This is a genomic window from Roseococcus sp. GW821-FHT12F05, from assembly GCF_058806835.1.
Genome location: NZ_JBXAQB010000004.1, coordinates 374,066 through 389,399, shown reverse-complemented (window position 1 = coordinate 389,399; position 15,334 = coordinate 374,066). Strand labels below are relative to the sequence as shown.

At 70.6% G+C, this 15,334-nt stretch carries 14 protein-coding genes; 10 read left to right on the top strand and 4 right to left on the bottom strand.

Annotated elements, in window-relative coordinates; translation table 11 throughout:
• Nucleotides 1-72 precede the first annotated feature (72 nt).
• The 3 genes from AC1ROY_RS13755 (at nucleotide 73) to AC1ROY_RS13745 (ending at nucleotide 4,702) form a co-directional block, all read left to right on the top strand.
• Nucleotides 73-1,593, top strand: a complete 1,521-nt coding sequence (locus AC1ROY_RS13755; protein ID WP_493149394.1) for a TolC family protein — start codon at nucleotides 73-75, stop codon at nucleotides 1,591-1,593.
• Between the two features lie 6 nt (nucleotides 1,594-1,599).
• The gene (locus AC1ROY_RS13750; RefSeq protein WP_493149393.1) at nucleotides 1,600-3,846 is read left to right on the top strand and encodes a GAF domain-containing protein; all 2,247 of its coding nucleotides are present in this window, start codon (nucleotides 1,600-1,602) and stop codon (nucleotides 3,844-3,846) included.
• A 226-nt stretch (nucleotides 3,847-4,072) separates the two neighbouring features.
• Nucleotides 4,073-4,702 carry a LysE/ArgO family amino acid transporter gene (locus AC1ROY_RS13745; protein ID WP_493149392.1) on the top strand — a complete coding sequence of 210 codons (630 nt, stop codon included), beginning with the start codon at nucleotides 4,073-4,075 and terminating at the stop codon, nucleotides 4,700-4,702.
• A gap of 20 nt (nucleotides 4,703-4,722) precedes the next feature.
• Here the strand turns inward: AC1ROY_RS13745 and AC1ROY_RS13740 are convergent, their stop codons facing one another.
• Nucleotides 4,723-5,520, bottom strand: a complete 798-nt coding sequence (locus AC1ROY_RS13740) for a class II aldolase/adducin family protein (RefSeq protein ID WP_493149391.1) — start codon at nucleotides 5,518-5,520, stop codon at nucleotides 4,723-4,725.
• 200 nt (nucleotides 5,521-5,720) lie between these two features.
• Between AC1ROY_RS13740 and AC1ROY_RS13735 the strand changes: the two genes are divergently transcribed.
• From AC1ROY_RS13735 to AC1ROY_RS13725, 3 genes are all read left to right on the top strand, one after another.
• The gene (locus tag AC1ROY_RS13735; protein ID WP_493149390.1) at nucleotides 5,721-6,506 is read left to right on the top strand and encodes a DUF2189 domain-containing protein; all 786 of its coding nucleotides are present in this window, start codon (nucleotides 5,721-5,723) and stop codon (nucleotides 6,504-6,506) included.
• A 186-nt stretch (nucleotides 6,507-6,692) separates the two neighbouring features.
• The gene (locus AC1ROY_RS13730) at nucleotides 6,693-7,130 is read left to right on the top strand and encodes a hypothetical protein (RefSeq protein WP_493149389.1); all 438 of its coding nucleotides are present in this window, start codon (nucleotides 6,693-6,695) and stop codon (nucleotides 7,128-7,130) included.
• A 108-nt stretch (nucleotides 7,131-7,238) separates the two neighbouring features.
• A complete protein-coding gene (locus tag AC1ROY_RS13725; protein ID WP_493149388.1) occupies nucleotides 7,239-7,622 on the top strand; it encodes a hypothetical protein in 384 nt (127 codons plus the stop codon).
• A 15-nt stretch (nucleotides 7,623-7,637) separates the two neighbouring features.
• On the opposite strand, the gene AC1ROY_RS13720 is transcribed toward AC1ROY_RS13725, so the two are convergent.
• Together AC1ROY_RS13720 and hemA are read right to left on the bottom strand one after the other, a co-directional pair.
• Entirely contained in the window at nucleotides 7,638-8,690 is a 1,053-nt protein-coding gene (locus AC1ROY_RS13720) for an FUSC family protein (RefSeq protein WP_493149387.1), read from the bottom strand.
• A 12-nt stretch (nucleotides 8,691-8,702) separates the two neighbouring features.
• The gene (gene hemA / locus AC1ROY_RS13715; protein WP_493149386.1) at nucleotides 8,703-9,914 is read right to left on the bottom strand and encodes a 5-aminolevulinate synthase; all 1,212 of its coding nucleotides are present in this window, start codon (nucleotides 9,912-9,914) and stop codon (nucleotides 8,703-8,705) included.
• A gap of 234 nt (nucleotides 9,915-10,148) precedes the next feature.
• On the opposite strand from hemA, the gene hemC reads away from it, so the two are divergent.
• Nucleotides 10,149-11,162: a hydroxymethylbilane synthase gene (gene hemC / locus AC1ROY_RS13710; protein ID WP_493149385.1), complete on the top strand. Its 1,014-nt coding sequence runs from the start codon at nucleotides 10,149-10,151 to the stop codon at nucleotides 11,160-11,162.
• Nucleotides 11,163-11,220: 58 nt separating this feature from the next.
• Nucleotides 11,221-12,108, top strand: a complete 888-nt coding sequence (locus AC1ROY_RS13705; protein WP_493149384.1) for an alginate O-acetyltransferase AlgX-related protein — start codon at nucleotides 11,221-11,223, stop codon at nucleotides 12,106-12,108.
• A 16-nt stretch (nucleotides 12,109-12,124) separates the two neighbouring features.
• On the opposite strand, the gene AC1ROY_RS13700 is transcribed toward AC1ROY_RS13705, so the two are convergent.
• Nucleotides 12,125-13,060, bottom strand: coding sequence for a LysR substrate-binding domain-containing protein (locus AC1ROY_RS13700; RefSeq protein WP_493149383.1), 936 nt, complete (start codon nucleotides 13,058-13,060; stop codon nucleotides 12,125-12,127).
• Nucleotides 13,061-13,205: 145 nt separating this feature from the next.
• Here AC1ROY_RS13700 and AC1ROY_RS13695 point away from each other — a divergent pair, with 145 nt between their 5' ends.
• Both AC1ROY_RS13695 and chrA read left to right on the top strand, forming a co-directional pair.
• Nucleotides 13,206-14,021, top strand: coding sequence for a chromate resistance protein ChrB domain-containing protein (locus AC1ROY_RS13695; RefSeq protein WP_493149382.1), 816 nt, complete (start codon nucleotides 13,206-13,208; stop codon nucleotides 14,019-14,021).
• The gene (chrA, locus tag AC1ROY_RS13690) at nucleotides 14,018-15,334 is read left to right on the top strand and encodes a chromate efflux transporter (RefSeq protein ID WP_493149381.1); all 1,317 of its coding nucleotides are present in this window, start codon (nucleotides 14,018-14,020) and stop codon (nucleotides 15,332-15,334) included. Before AC1ROY_RS13695 ends, chrA begins: the two co-directional genes overlap by 4 nt.

Genomic DNA, 15,334 nt, shown 5'->3' with positions numbered 1-15,334 from the left:
GGCTTAGGGCAGCTTGCGGTGCCGTCCCCGAGGGTGAGATAGTGAGGATTGTCGAATTCCGGAGACAAAAGCATGGGAGGCTGGAGCGCGTCCTGCCTGCTGGCGGCAGCCATCGGGGCAGCTCTGGCCGCGCCCGGCGCCGTTGCGCAGCCGCGCGAGCGCGCTCCCCGCACCGCTGCGCCGCAGGCCTCGCGCCCCGTCCCAGCCCCCGCCGCCACGCGCAGCATGCCCGAGGGCAGCGTGCCGCTGACCCTGCCCGAGGCCGTCTTCCTCGCGATCCGCAGCAACCGCTCCATCCGCAGCCAGTATCTCCAACGCGTGGCCGACCGCTTCTCGCTGCGCGTCGCCGAGGCCCGCTTCGACCCGCAATACAACATCGGCGCCAGCGTGAACCGCACGAGGCTGAGCGGCGTCACCACCACCACCACGCTGCTCAACCCCACGGCGAGCATCCTGCTGCCGACGGGCGCGCAGTTCAGCTTCGGCTGGCAGGGCTCGCAGAGCAACATCCGCAACCAGCGTCCCGCCGCGATCGGCCAGGCCACCTTCCAGGTGATCCAGCCGCTGCTGGCGGGCGCGGGCATCGACTACAACATGGCGCCGACCCGCATCGCCCGGCTGCAGGAGATCGGCAGCCAGCTCCAGCTGAAATCGCTGGTGATCGACCAGATCAGCCAGACCATCCTCGCCTATCGCGCGCTGCTGCAGGCGCAGGAGCAGCTGCGCATCTCCGACGAGGCGCTGCGCCGCGCGCGCGAGCTCGCCAGCGTGAACGTGGCGCTGGCCGCCGCCGGCCGCATCGCGCAGGTCGAGCTGATCCAGGCCGAGACAAGCATCGCGCAGCAGGAGCTGGCCCTCGTCGGCGCGCGCAACGCGCAGCAGCAGGCGCGCCTCGCCCTGCTCACGCTCCTCGCGGTGAACCAGGCGCAGCAGATCTGGGCGGTGGAGCGGCCGGCCGCGGATTCCGCGCGCGTGCCCATGGAGCGCGCGCTGAACACGGCTGCCGACAACCAGCCCGACTACCTCCGGAGCATCCTTGGCATCGAGGTCTCGCGCATCAACCTCGACGTCGCGCGCAACCAGCGCCTCTGGGACCTCTCCCTGGTCGCGGGATCGGCCGCCGGCGGCACGCAGACCGCCGACATCGCCCGCACGCTGGAGCAGCTGAGCTCCGCGCGGAACGATTTCAACATCGGGCTGCGCCTGAACATCCCCCTCGGCCAGATCGCGCGCCAGCAGCCGGAGGTGCAGGCGACCGTCGCGCTGCGCCAGGCCGAAATCGCGCGCGACGCCGCGCGCGACCGGCTGCGCCAGCAGGTCGAGGACACCGTGCGCAACATCGACGCGCTGCGCCGCCAGGCCGAGCTCGCCAAGCGCGCACGTGAGCTCGCGGGCATGCAGCTTGAGATCGAGCTGGTGAAGCTCCAGGCCGGCCGCTCCTCCAACTTCCAGGTGGTCTCCTTCCAGGGCTTCCTGCAATCGGCCGAGAGCGCGGAGCTCGCGGCCGTCATCGCCTATTCCAATTCGCTCACGCAGCTCGACCAGGTGCTGGGGACCACGCTCGACACGTGGCGCATCTCGCTGAATGACTGAGTATCCATGACCCATCTGGGCAGCTTCACCTCGGGCCTCACCGCGGCGCCCGCCTTCGACGATCTGGCCCGCCTCGCCGCCATCGTCTGCGAGGCACCCATCGGCTACGTCGCCCTGCTCGACAGCACGCAGCAATGGATCCTCGGCGCCGAGGGCATGCAGGCCAGCGCACTCAACTGCCCGCGCGAGCACGCTTTCTGCGGCGAGACGCTCGCCCACGACGCGCTCACCGAGATCGAGGACCTCTCCCTCCATCCGCGCTTCAGGGACCACCCGCTGGTCGAGGGCGAGCCGGCGCTGCGCTTCTACGCCGGCATGCCGGTGCGGAGCGACCAGGGCGAGGCGCTGGGCACGATCTGCGTGCTGGATCGCGTGCCGCGCCGGCTGACCGCCGCGCAGCGCGACGGGCTCGCGCGGCTGGCGGCGCGCACGACGGCCGAGCTCGAGCTGCGCCGCCAGGGGACGGAGTTGCGCGCGGCGACCATGAAGCTCGCCGAGAGCGAGGCCACGCTGCGCGGGCTGAACGAGACGCTGGCCGCCGATTATCGGCGGGCGCTGGATTCCATGGCCGACGGCGTGCTCACCATCGGCCCCGGCGCCGGCATCATGACCGTGAACCCGGCGGCCGCGCGCATGCTGGATATCGACCCGCAGGAGGCGGTCGGCCGGAGCCTCGCGGTGGTGCTGCACCATCGCGAGGGGACCGACGAGTTCATCGACGCCGTGCTGGCGCCCATGCATGGCGAGAGCGGCCAGCGGCGCGCCGTCTCCTTCCCCGGCGACCGGCGGCTCTCCGTCGAGGCCACGCTCTGGCGCGTCCAGCAGGGGCCGGATGCGGGCAAGCCCGCGATCACGGCGGTGTTCTCCGACGTGACGGAGACCGAGCGCCTGCAGGCCGAGATCGCCGAGCAGTACAAGCGGCTGCAGGACGCCTATTTGAAGCTGGAGGAATCCGCGGTGCGCGCGGCGCGCACCAGCCGGCGCATCGCGCTGATGCGCACGGGCGCGATCGCCCTCGCCTTCCTCGCGGTCTTCGGCGTCGCGGCCTGGACCTGGCGCTCCTCGGGCAACGGGCCGGGATTCTCGCAGGAGATGCCGGGCGGCGTGCTCACCCTCACCGCCGCGGCGCAGCCGGTCAGCGCCCGCATCGCCGTGGTGGGCGTGCTGGAGCCCGGGGCCAATGTCAGCGTGGTCGCGCCCTTCGACGGCACGGTGCGCGAGCGGCTGTTCCGCTACGGCGGCGCCGTGACGCGCGGCGACGTGCTGCTGCGCATGGACCGCGGCGAGGTGGAGACGCGGCTGCGCGAGGCCCGCGCCGCCGAGATCCGCGCGCGGCAGAAAGTGGACGAGCTGAAGACCTGGGCGGACGGCTTCGAGGTGGCGCGCGCCCGCCGCACGCTGGCCGGCGCGGAGCTGGAGACTTCCAACCTGCGCTCGCGCGTCTCGCAGAGCGCCATGCTGCTCGGCCGCGGCATCATCCCCGCCGAGGAGCATCGTAACCTCCTGCAGCAGCAGCGGAACCAGGAGCTGCAGCTCCAGGCCGCGCAGCAGGACGTCGCGGCCACGCTCGCGCGCGGCGACGAGCTGAACCTGCGCACCGCCGAGCTCGAGCTCGCCAATGCCGAGACGAAGCTGCAGGAGGTCGAGGCCGACCTGCGCAATGCCGAGGTGCTGGCGCCGGTCTCGGGCGTGGTGCTCACACCGCCGGACCAGCCGGGCGCCGGCCAGCGGGCGCCGACGATCGAGGTGGGCAGCCGCGTCAGCCGCGGCCAGGCCATGTTCAGCCTCGGCGACCTCGCGAGCTTCCTGGTGCGCGGCCAGGTGGACGAGATCGACGTGAACTCGGTGCGGCCGGGCCAGGCGGTGACCGTCACGGGCGACGCCTTCGGGGGCGAGGTGCTGACCGGACGCGTGGCCTCGGTGGCGGCGCAGGCCAGCTCCGAGCAGGGCGGGATGGGGCGGGGCATGCCGAGCTTCGCCGTCTCCATCGCCATCACCGACCTCACCGAGGTGCAGCGCTCGCGGCTCGCGGTCGGCATGTCGGCGAGCCTGTCCATCATCACCCACCAGCGCGACGACGCGGTCGTGCTGCCGCCGCAGGCGGTGCGCGACGAGGACGGGACGCGGGTGGTGCGGGTGCGCGAGGGCGCGCGCATCGTGTCGCGGCCGGTGACGCTGGGGATCTCCACGCCGGAAGGGGTGGAGATCAGGTCGGGCGTCGAGCCGGGGGATGTCGTGGTGCTGCGCGAGTAGTTCCGGGGGTCCAGGGCCGGAAGTCTTGCCGCACGGCACACGTGGCGGGCGTGCCGCCGTCAGCTTCCCGGTCTTCCCGGGGATTCGCAAAAAACGACAACTCCCGCTGGCAAGGTGGACAGGACGCGTTCCCGGCCGAGCGGTGGGGATTCCTGCATGTCCCAGCAGACCTGCAGGAGGCTACCATGCCATTGATTTTCTTCCCTGAACACGCGGGAGCCGGCCCATGATCGGCACAGCTTCCGCCTTGCAGATGGGCTGCGCCCTCGGGGTCGCCACGATCCTGTCGGTCGGTCCCACCAATCTCACCGTCATGCGCGAAGGCCTGCTGCGCGGGCGCATCTGGCTCGTGGTCCTGCTGTTCAGCATGGTCAACATCGCCATGATGCTCGCGGCCCATCTGGTCTCGGACGTCGTGAAGCAGCTGGATCCGGACCTGCAGAGCCTCCTGTCGTGGATGGCCGTCGCGGTCATGCTCTACTTCGCCTACCAGTCGTTCCGGGCGGCCTCCCGATACAAGCCGCCGGTGACCGGCGAGGAGCACGGCGAGACCCGATGGGCCTGCGCCTGCCGGGTCCTGCCGGTCATGCTGCTCAACCCGCTGGCCTATCTGGAGCTCTTCTTCCTGCCGGTCGCCATCTTCCAGACCATCGGCGAGCCGCGGGCCGAGTTCGAATTCATGGCCGGCGTGGTCGTCGTCTCGTTCTTCGGCTTCTGCGCCTATGGCTTCGGCGGCCGCATCGTCAGCGACGTCATCCGCCGCGACGGCGCATTGCGCGTCTTCGACCGGACCTGCGGCGTCATCATGTCCGGCGTGGCCGCCGCGCTGGCAGTGAGCCTCGTCACCTCGACGTGACGGGGCTCACGCCCCGACGATCAATCCCGGAAGCTCGGATCGATCCGGTCTAGCTTCCGCAGCAGGCCCGGCCATTCCATCACGCCATAGGGGCGGCGGGTCTGCGGCTGGTAGTTCATGTAGGTTTCGTCCAGCACCTTCTGCGGCACCGGATGGATCGCCGCGTTGCAGGCCAGCGCGGCCAGCTGCGCGCGGCAGCTCAGCTCGAGGCGGTGCATGGCGTTGAAGGCCTCGGCAATGGTCTTGCCCACCGTCAGCAGGCCGTGGTTGCGCAGGATCAGCGCGTTGTTCTCGCCGAGGTCGCGGACCAGCCGCTCCTGCATCGACATGTCGAGCACCACGCCCTCGTATTCGTGGTAGCCGATCTTCAGGAAGCGCATCGCCGTCTGGTTCATCGGCAGCAGGCCGCATTCCAGCGAGGAGACGGCCATGCCGGGCCAGGTGTGCGTGTGGATCACGCAGTCGATCTCGTGGCTGTGCTCGTGGATCGCGCCGTGGATCACGAAGCCCGCGCGGTTCACGCCGTAATTCAGGTCGCCGAAATCGGGCTTGAGCAGGATGTTGCCCTTTACGTCGATCTTGATGAGCGAGGAGGCCGTGATCTCGTCGTAGCCCATGCCATAGGCGTTGATGAGGAAGGCGCCCTCCTCGCCCGGCACGCGGCAGGAGATATGGTTCGCCATCATGTCGCTCATGTCGTAGAGGGCGACGAGGCGGTAGCAGGCGGCGAGGTTCACGCGCGCCTGCCACTCGGCGGGCGTCACCTTGTCGCGCATCGAGGGGATGCTGAGCACGGGGCTTGGCGAGAGTTCGAGCATGATACGTCCTCCTTGGGTTGGGGCGAGCCTAGCGCGATCGTCGCCGGAACGAAACGGGATGATTCCTGTGCCGTTATCCATCCGACAGGCATAGGATGGCGGCATCGGGTGGATGCGCTTCCCGTGATTCAGTCCCCTTGGGGCCATCCTCCTGTCGCCGCGAGCGGCCTCGGCTCACTGGGCCGCGGAGGAAACGAACAATGGCACATACGGCATGGGCGGCGGATCGCGTCGCCGGGCATCCGCAGATCAACCGCATCGACGCGGGGGACCTCGCGCTCTCGCTGAAGCGCGGCTGGAACGACTTCCTGGCGGCGCCGACGCAGCTCTTCTTCCTCTGCCTCGTCTATCCGGTCTTCGGCTTCGTGGTCGGCCGGGCCGCGGCGGGGAACGCGCTGCTGCCGCTGGTCTGGCCGCTGCTGGCGGGCTTCGCGCTGGTCGGGCCGATCCTGGCGCTCGGCCTCTACGAGCTGAGCCGCCGGCGGGAGCTGGGCTTCGCCGTGACCTGGCGGGACATGTTCGGCGTGCTGCGGTCGCCGGCGATCTGGGGGATCTTCCTGCTCGGGCTCTCGCTGGTCGCGACCTTCGTGGTCTGGATCGGCGTGGCCCGCTGGCTCTACCACGCCTTCATGGGCCCCGAGGCGCCGCTGGCCTTCGGCGGCATGATGAGCGAGATCTTCCACACGCGGCAGGGCTGGATGCTGATCCTGGTTGGCAATCTCGTGGGCGCCTGCTTCGCGCTCTGGGTGCTGGCGGTGAGCGTGGTGTCCTTCCCGATGATGCTGGACCGCGACGTGACGCCCGGCCAGGCGGTGCAGACCTCGCTGGCGGCCTTCCGGGCCAATCCGGTGGTGCTGATGGGCTGGGGCGTGATCGTCGGCGTGCTGCTCTTCGCCGGCATGGCGCTGCTGGGCGTGGGACTCGCCGTAGCGCTGCCGGTACTGGGCCATGCGACGTGGCACCTTTACCGGCGGCTGGTGCTCTGAGCCGGAACACGGCGGCGTCAGCGGCCGGCAAGAGCTATGCGCCAGGAAGGTCCGGGCCACTGCCTTCGGTGCCGGCCCGATGCCGATCCTCCGGCGAAGCGGCTCCCCGGGCGGCCTGTGGCCGAATGACGGTCCTACCTAGCCCTGGCCGCCGGCTCGCGCCTCCGAGACGCATTCCCGGATCAGGTGGAGAATGAGTTCCCGGTCGGAACCCGGAAGCTGACGGGACAGGAGCTCGGTCAACTCGAGTTCCAGCTCGCCGAGGCTCGCATCGCGGTCGCCGCGCGTGGCTTCAAGCGACGCCAAGGCACCTCGGACAATGTGCTTGAGCTCACTTTGCGTCATACTCTTTCTGCATCCCGCGCTGCGATCCGCACCATGCTGCACCGCATCAAGTCAGCAAACCCCTTAGTTCGGCTCAATTTAATACGGCATGATAATTCAAATTATATTCATCATTATACGTTCGCCCGCCTGAGAGCGACTTTTATGCAACAGTTTTCGGGGCAATTCGGCCACGACTCTTCGCTCTTTTATATTAAAATTCATGGGAAATTATCGGATAAACTGTTGACAAACAACGATATTTTTCAGTTTCCTCTCGAAGTTCCGGCGTTCTATTGATGAGAATGCAACTTTTCCGAGAAAGACCAGCCGCCCGATTCGCTTGCGCTCGCGCCTCCGAATGGCTGCAATGCGGCCATCGCAATGCTTTCTAACATAGGTTTCCATATGGACGAATCTTCGCTCACGGACGGAGTATTCTCATCCCCCGCCGGCGAGCATCCCCTTCCGGACTGGGCGCCCTATGCCGTGCCTTCGGACGAGGCATGGCGCGAGCTGCAACGCCGGCGGAACATCATCCGCATCCTCCGGGAGCTCACCAACCTCGCGCGCGACGAGGGCTATTCCATCACGGCCGCGCTGCTTGCCGAGACCACCGCCCGCGCCCAGGCAACGCTGATCCGCAGCCATGCCGAGCGCGAGGAGCAGGAGGTCAGCCTCCAGGCCGGGGCGCTCCAGTCCCTTGAGGAACTGGCCGCAAAGAGCGGACCGACCCGGCGGCGCCGCGTGCAGATCAAGCCCTTCCAGCTGCGCGTCCCTCCCACCGAATAGAAGCACCCCCTGGCCTCAGGCCGGCTTCGGCCGCAGCGGCAGCACGAGCGTCGCCGCGGCCAGCCCCAGCAGGCCGCCCAGCGCCGTCTCCCAGACCCGCGCGGCCAGATGCGCGATGGAGTGCTCGCCCGCGGCCGCCAGGGTCACGATGAGCGTGAAGGCGAAGGCGCCGCTGGCGATGTCGTAGCGCTCCGGCGTCGCCATGGCGAAGATCACCATGGCCAGCGCGGCCGCCAGCCAGATCAGCAGCGGCGCATGGAAGGCGATGGGCAGGCAGGCGAGGCCCAGCGGCACGCCGACGAAGGTGCCCATCACCCGGTGCCGGACCCGGGTGATGGTGGCCGAGGCCGTGCTCGCCACGACATAGGTGCTGGCGGTGATCGCCCAGTAGGACTGCTCCAGCCCGAAGCGCCCGGTCAGGGCCACGATCGCCACGGCGGAGAGCGCGCCCTGCAGCCCCATCACCAGCTCCGGCGAGAGGCCGAGCCGTGGCGCGGCCACCGCCGAGGGCCGCGGCGGCGGCGGCACGGGGCGCTCGGCCGGGCCGCTCAGCATGCGGGGCACGACGGCGGCGAGCGCGGCGATCAGCCCGGCCGCGCCAATCATCGGCAGGTCGGCGGGGCCGAGCACGAGCCCATAGGCGAGGAGCTGCCCGATATAGGCCAGCGAGCCCATCCCGCCGCCGAGCGGCCCGAAGCGGCGCAGGTAGCCGACCAGGAAGGCGCCCACCACCAGCGCCGCCTCCGGCATCGTGGGCCCCAGCCTCGCGAGCAGCGGCGAAAGTCCTGCCGTGAAGGCGGCGCCGGCCGCCGCCGCGGCGGCAAGCAGCACGAGATCCCTCGCCGAATCCCGCCGCGTCACCCGTCCCTCGGAGACGCTGGCCCAGAGCGCGATGCCGCCGGCGAGCGGGGTCAGCGCGCCCGCCTGCGGGAAGTCGTCCGCGATCGCCGGCAGCGCGCCCAGCAGCGCGGCGATGCCGAAGGCGGTGACGAGGCGCAGGCCCTTCACCCGGCGGTGCGCGCCGGGGTCGATGCGGTCCAGCCAGACCGTCACCCTGTTCAGCAGCACGGGTGAGTGCCTTCAGGCCGCGCGCTTGAGGCTGAATTCCGCCCAGACCTCGGCCAGCGCGCCCATCAGCTGGTCGATGTCGGCGTCGCTGTGCATCGGCGAGGGCGTGAAGCGCAGCCGCTCGGTGCCGCGCGGCACGGTCGGGAAGTTGATCGGCTGCACGTAGACGCCGTGGCGCTCCAGCAGCAGGTCGCTGATGCGCTTGCAGAGCACGGGGTCGCAGACCATCACCGGCACGATGTGGCTGGGATTGGGCAGATGCGGGATGTGCAGCGCGTCCAGCCGCGCACGCACCGTGGCCACCCGCTCGTGCATGCGCTCGCGCTCGGCGGAGCTCCGCTTGAGGTGGCGGATGCTGGCCGTGGCGCCGGCGGCGATGGCCGGCGGCAGCGAGGTCGAGAAGATGAAGCCCGAGGCGAAGCTGCGCACGAAGTCGATCAGGTTGGCCGAGCCGGCGATATAGCCGCCGATCACCCCGAAGGCCTTGGCCAGCGTGCCCTCGATCACCGTCAGCCGATGCCGCACCCCGTCCCGCTCCGAGACGCCGCCGCCGCGCGGGCCGTAGAGGCCCACGGCATGCACCTCGTCCAGGTAGGTCATGGCGCCGAATTCATCCGCGAGGTCGCAGATCTCGGCGATGGGGGCGATGTCGCCGTCCATCGAATAGACGCTCTCGAAGGCGATGAGCTTCGGCACGCCGCGCGGCAGCGCCTCCAGCCGCGCGCGCAGGTCGGCGAGGTCGTTGTGCTTCCAGATCTCGCAGCGGGCCCGGCTGTGGCGGATGCCCTCGATCATCGAGGCGTGATTCAGCTCGTCGGAGAGCACCACGCAGCCCGGCAGCCGCCCGGCGATGGTCGTCAGCGTCGCCCAGTTGGACATGTAGCCGGAGTTGAAAAGGAGCGCCGCCTCCTTGCCGTGGAGGTCGGCCAGCTCGCGCTCCAGCAGCACATGCTCGTGATTCGTGCCGGCGATGTTGCGGGTGCCGCCCGATCCGGCGCCCGTCCGGTCCAGCGCCTCGTGCATGGCTGCCAGGACCTCCGGGTGCTGCCCCATGCCGAGATAGTCGTTGGAGCACCAGACCGTGACCTCTCCCGTGCCATCGGAATGGTGGTGTGTCGCGCGCGGAAAGGCGCCCGCCTGCCGCTCGAGGTCGGCGAAGACGCGGTATCGGCCCTCGCGGCGCAGGCCGTCGAGCTGGTTGCGGAAGAGGTTCTCGTAGTCCATGGCTGGCCTTTCCCGGGCCGAAGCCCGTCCGCTGCAAATCTAGCGGCCTTCGGACACGAAATCAGCCCCCGCGGCGTATGGTCGGAAATTCCGCGGCACGAATTGACAAGGATCAAGGCCGGATACACTCGCCTCCTGCACCCGTTGTGCTATGCAGCGCGCGAATTTTCCGGAGGCTCTCCATCCCGTGTTCGGATCTGGCACCCGAGGCCTGACGTCGGGGACATTCGGCGCATGAGGCATCCCGATCCGAGGCACGCGCCCTCGCGCGCCACGCGGCCCCACGCACCCGCCATCCCGATGCGGGTCGGCACCCGCGGCTCGCCACTGGCGCTGCTCCAGACGCGCATGTTTCTGGACCGCATCCGCGCGATCTGCCCCGTGCTGCGCGACCTCGATGCCTTCGAGGAGTGCGAGATCGCGACCTCGGGCGACCGGGCGCAGGAGAAGCGGCTGGCCGAGATCGGCGGCAAGGGCCTCTTCGCCAAGGAGATTCACGAGGCGCTGCTCGACGGCCGGGTGGACTTCGCCGTCCATTCGCTGAAGGACCTGGAGACGGAGCTGCCGGCCGGCATCGCGCTGGCCTGCACCCTCCGCCGCGAGGACGCCCGCGACGCCATCGTCCTGGGCGAGGCCTGCCGGCGCGGCGGCTTCTCCAGCCCAGCCTGGGACCTCTTCTCCGCCCTGCCCCAGGGCGCCCTGGTGGGGACGGCCTCGGTCCGCCGGCAGGCCCAGCTCCTGCACGCACGGCCGGACCTGCGCTGCGAGGTGATCCGCGGCAATGTCCAGACGCGCCTCTCCCGGGTCGCGAGCGGCGAGTTCGACGCGACGCTGCTGGCGCTGGCCGGGCTGAAGCGGCTCGGGCTCGAGGCGCATGCCGACGTGGTCCTGGACGAGGAGGAGATGGTGCCGGCGGCCTGCCAGGGCATCATCGGCGTGACGGTGCGGTCCGACGACGTGGCGCTGCACGAGCTGCTGACCGCCATCTGGGACCCGGCCTCCAAGGCGGTGAGCCTGGCGGAACGGGCGCTGCTATCAGCGCTGGACGGCTCCTGCCGGACGCCGATCGGCGCGCATGCCACGCTGCTGCCGGAAGGGCAGCTCCGGCTGACCGGGTTGATCGCGCGGAGCGACGGGAGCTTCCTGATCCGCCGGACGGTCGAGGGCGCCGCGGCGGACGCCACGCGGATCGGCCGGGCGCTGGGGGAGGAGCTCTTCGCGGAGACGCCGGCGGACGTCTTCGCCTGACGGCGCCGCCCCCTTCCAGACAGCTTGCGCCTGACGGCGCCGCAGGAAATCCTGGGCCATGGACCTCCTGCGCGCTCAATGGCCGGCCGTCGCCCCCTTCCGGGAGCTGAGCGTCTTCGAGGGCCGGAACGGCTTTCTTTTCATGGGCAACGACCGGAACGGCTTTCTCGAATGGCAGTTCGGGCGCTGCTGGACCGCGGAGGAGCGGAAGCTCGCGCGCGACCGCGTCGCCCGCCGCCAGCACCTGTCCCGCCGGCACGGCGCGGAGTTCCACTTCTTCATCATCCCGGAAAAGAGCGTCGCCTACCGGGAGTGCCTGCCGGAGGCCCTGTCGGAGCTCCTGCCGAATCCGGCGCGGCCGGTCCTGCAGATCCAGGGCCGCTACCTCCTGCCGGAGATTCTCGACGCCAAGCCCCTCAGCCAGACCCATGAGACGGGCGGGACCCATCTGACCCACTGGGGCGGCCACGTGGCCTATCGCGCGATCGCCCATTCCCTGGGGCTGGACCCGCTCCCGCTCGACGCCTTCGACCTCGTCGCGACGGCGGAGCGCGGGGACCTGGCCGGCAAGATCCGCGCGCAGCTTCCCGACCGTCACTGGACCTACCACCTCAGATCCCCCGCGGCCCGGCCGGCGCCGGTCCCGGCGGAGTGGCTGGCGCAGGTGACCCGGCCGATCTTCGTCTTCGAGGGGCCCGCGGCCGGGCCGCGCGCCGTGATCTTCCGGGATTCGATGAGCACCAGCTTCGTGGAGACGCTGGCCCAGCACTTCTCCCGCTCCGTCTTCCTCTGGCGCCGGGGGGAGTTCCTGCTGGACGTGATCGCCAGCGAGAGGCCCGACTTCGTGATCCACATCTCGACGGAACGCTTCGTCTCGGGCCTGTGCACGCAGCTGTCGCGGCAGAACCTGATCCCCGGCGCCCTGAGCGCGGCGGCAGCGGACTGACGCGCCCGCCCGGGCGTCAGAGGGCCGCGACGCGGCCCGGCCGGTGCACCTTCACCGCGCTCTGCTCGGCCAGGATTTCCCCGATCGTCTGCCGCAGCAGCCGGATGTCGCGGATGCGGCCGAAGCTGGGACGGTGGAACAGCGCCACGTCGCGCATGTGCTGGCCGCCCGCGATGCGGCGATAGGCCACCATGTCGTCCAGCAGCGCGCCCACCTGGACCGCGAGTTGCGGCATGAAGGAGACGCCCGAGCCCGCCGCGATCATCTGGCGCATGGTCTCCAGGCTCGCGGCCTGAAGCTCCGTCGCGCCCTCGCGCAGGCGGGAGGGGCAGAGCTGCAGCGCCTGCTCGCGCAGGCAATGGCCCTCGGTGAGCAGGATCAGCTCGGCGATGGGGATGTCCCCGGGATTGACCTGCTCGGTCTGGGCCAGCGGGTGGTCGCGCGGGACGGCCAGCGCCAGCTCCTCGCGGAAGAGCGGCAGCTCCGTGAGCTCGGCCTCGGCGACCGGGCTGGTGGCCAGCAGGGCATCGAGCTCCCCCTCCTCAAGCTGGCGGACCAGGACGCGGGTGTAGCCCTCGGTCAGCATCAGCTTGAGCTCGGGATAGCGCGAGCGCAGCGGTTTCAGCAGGAAGGGCACCAGGTACGGCCCGAGCGTGGAGATGACGCCGAGGCGCAGCGAACCGGTCAGCGGCTCGGCGCCGATCCGCACCACCTCGAAAAGGCGCCGCGCCTCGGCGATGATCCGCTTGGTCTGGGCGATGACCTCCTCGCCGCGCCGCGTGACGAGGACGCCGCGCGGGCTGCGCTCGAAGATCTCGACGCCTAGGAACTCCTCCAGCTTGCGGAGCTGGCCGGAGAGCGTCGGCTGGCTGACGCCGCAGGCCAGCGCAGCCCGGCCGAAATGCAGGTGCTCGGCCACGGCGGCGATGTATTCGAGGTCTCGAAGGCTCAATCCGGCGAGGTTCATCCCGGCACCCAATTCCGATTCTTGACGTGGAAGAAACGCCTGCGCACTCTGCGCCGCAAGGGGCATTCGGCGATCGCCCCGTGAGGCTTCGGCTCAAGCATCGCATCCCAACGGATTTGGATGCCCAGTCATGCCCTCACCCCATCTCATCACCCCCGCCCAGCTCGCGCGGCGCGTCGGCCTGGCGGATGCGCCGGCGCTGATCGACGTCCGCATCCCCGAGGATGCCGCGGCCGATCCGCGCTTCCTGCCCGGCAGCCGCCGTGCCGCACATGACGACGTGGCAGGTTGGGCCGAGGCCTGGCGCGGCCGCGAGGCGGTCGTCGTCTGCCGGAGGGGCCAGAAGCTCAGCCAGGGCGTCGCCGCCTGGCTGCGGCATCACGGCGCGGAGGCGGAGACGCTGGAAGGCGGCTTCGAGGCCTGGGCCGAGGCCGGCCTGCCGCTGGTCTCGCCCGCCCGGCTGCCGCCGCGCGACGCGAAGGGCCGCACGCTCTGGGTCACGCGGGCGCGGCCCAAGGTGGACCGCATCGCCTGTCCCTGGCTGATCCGGCGCTTCGTGGATCCGGAGGCGGTGTTCCTCTTCGTGTCGCCCTCCGAGGTCGTCGCGGTGGCCGAGCGCTTCGGCGCCACGCCCCTCGATGTGGAGGGCGTCTTCTGGTCGCATCGCGGCCCGCTCTGCACCTTCGACGTGATGCTGAAGGAGTTCGGCCTGAAGCTGCCCGCGCTGGATCACCTCGCCCGCATCGTGCGCGGCGCGGACACCGCCGAGCCCGGGCTGGCGCCGGAGGCAGCGGGGCTGCTCGCGGCCTCGCTCGGCCTGTCACGCATGCACCGCGACGACCTCGCGCAGCTCGAGGCCGGCATGACGCTCTACGACGCCTTCTTCCGCTGGTGCCGCGACGCGGTGCAGGAAACCCACAACTGGCCGGCAGGGCGCCCCGCATGAACCCGACCCTCCCCTCCTTTGCCGAGGCGCTGCGCGTCTGGGCCCGGATCGGCTGCCTCTCCTTCGGCGGGCCGGCGGCGCAGATCGCCATGATGCAGCGCGAGGTGGTGGATCGCCGGCACTGGGTCTCGGACGCGCGGTTCCTGCACGCCCTCAACTTCTGCATGCTGCTGCCGGGGCCGGAGGCGATGCAGCTCGCCACCTATCTCGGCTGGCTGATGCATGGGGTGCGCGGCGGGGTGGCGGCAGGGCTGCTCTTCATCCTGCCAGGCGCGCTGGTGATGCTGGCGCTGTCCGCGATCTCCGCGGCGTTCGGCGGCGTGCCCTTCGTGGCGGCGCTGTTCTTCGGGCTGAAATGCGCCGTGCTGGTCCTGGTGGTGGAGGCGCTGCTGCGGGTGGCGCGGCGGGCGCTGCGCGGCGCGCTTCCCTGGGCGCTCGCGGCCGCAGCCTTCCTGGCGCTCTTCGTCTTCGCGGTGCCCTTCCCGCTCGTGGTGCTGGGCGCGGGCGTCATCGGCCTCCTCGCGCCGGACGGCTTCGCGAAGGGCGGGCATGGCGCCGCCGGCTCGGGGCATGAATCCGCACTGGACGCCCTGCTCGCGGCCGATCCCGGGCGGATCGCCGCCATGTCGGGCGCGGCGCGGCGGGCGGGGCTGATCGCCGTCGCGCTCTGGCTCTGGCCGGTCGCGCTGCTGATGCCGGTGGGTGGCGTCTTCGCCGACATCGCCTGGTTCTTCTCGAAGATGGCCGTCGTCACCTTCGGCGGCGCCTATGCGGTGCTGGCCTATGTCACGCAGGAGGCGGTGGAGCACTACCGCTGGCTCACCGCGTCCGAGATGCTGGCCGGGCTCGGCCTCGCAGAGACGACGCCGGGGCCGCTGATCCTGGTGCTGCAGTTCGTGGGCTTTCTGGCCGGCCTTCGCGAGGGCGGCGGCTGGGCGGGCGCGGTCGCCGGCGCCGGGCTGACGCTCTGGGTGACCTTCCTGCCCTGCTTCGCCTGGATCTTTCTGGGCGCGCCCTATGTCGAGCGGCTGCACGACGTGGAGCGGCTGCGCGGCGCGCTGGCGGGCGTGACGGCGGCGGTGGTGGGCGTGATCGCGAACCTCGCGCTGTGGTTCGGGCTGCGCGTGCTCTTCGCGCGCATGGTGGACGGGCCCTTCGCGCTGCACTGGCCCGATCCGGCGAGCCTCCAGTGGCAGGCCCTGATCCTCGCGGTGCTGGCGGCTTTCGGCGTCTTCCGGCTGAAGCTCGGCGTGGTGCCGCTGCTGGCCCTCACGGCCCTTGCAGGCCTGGTGCTCACGCTCGCCGCGCCATAG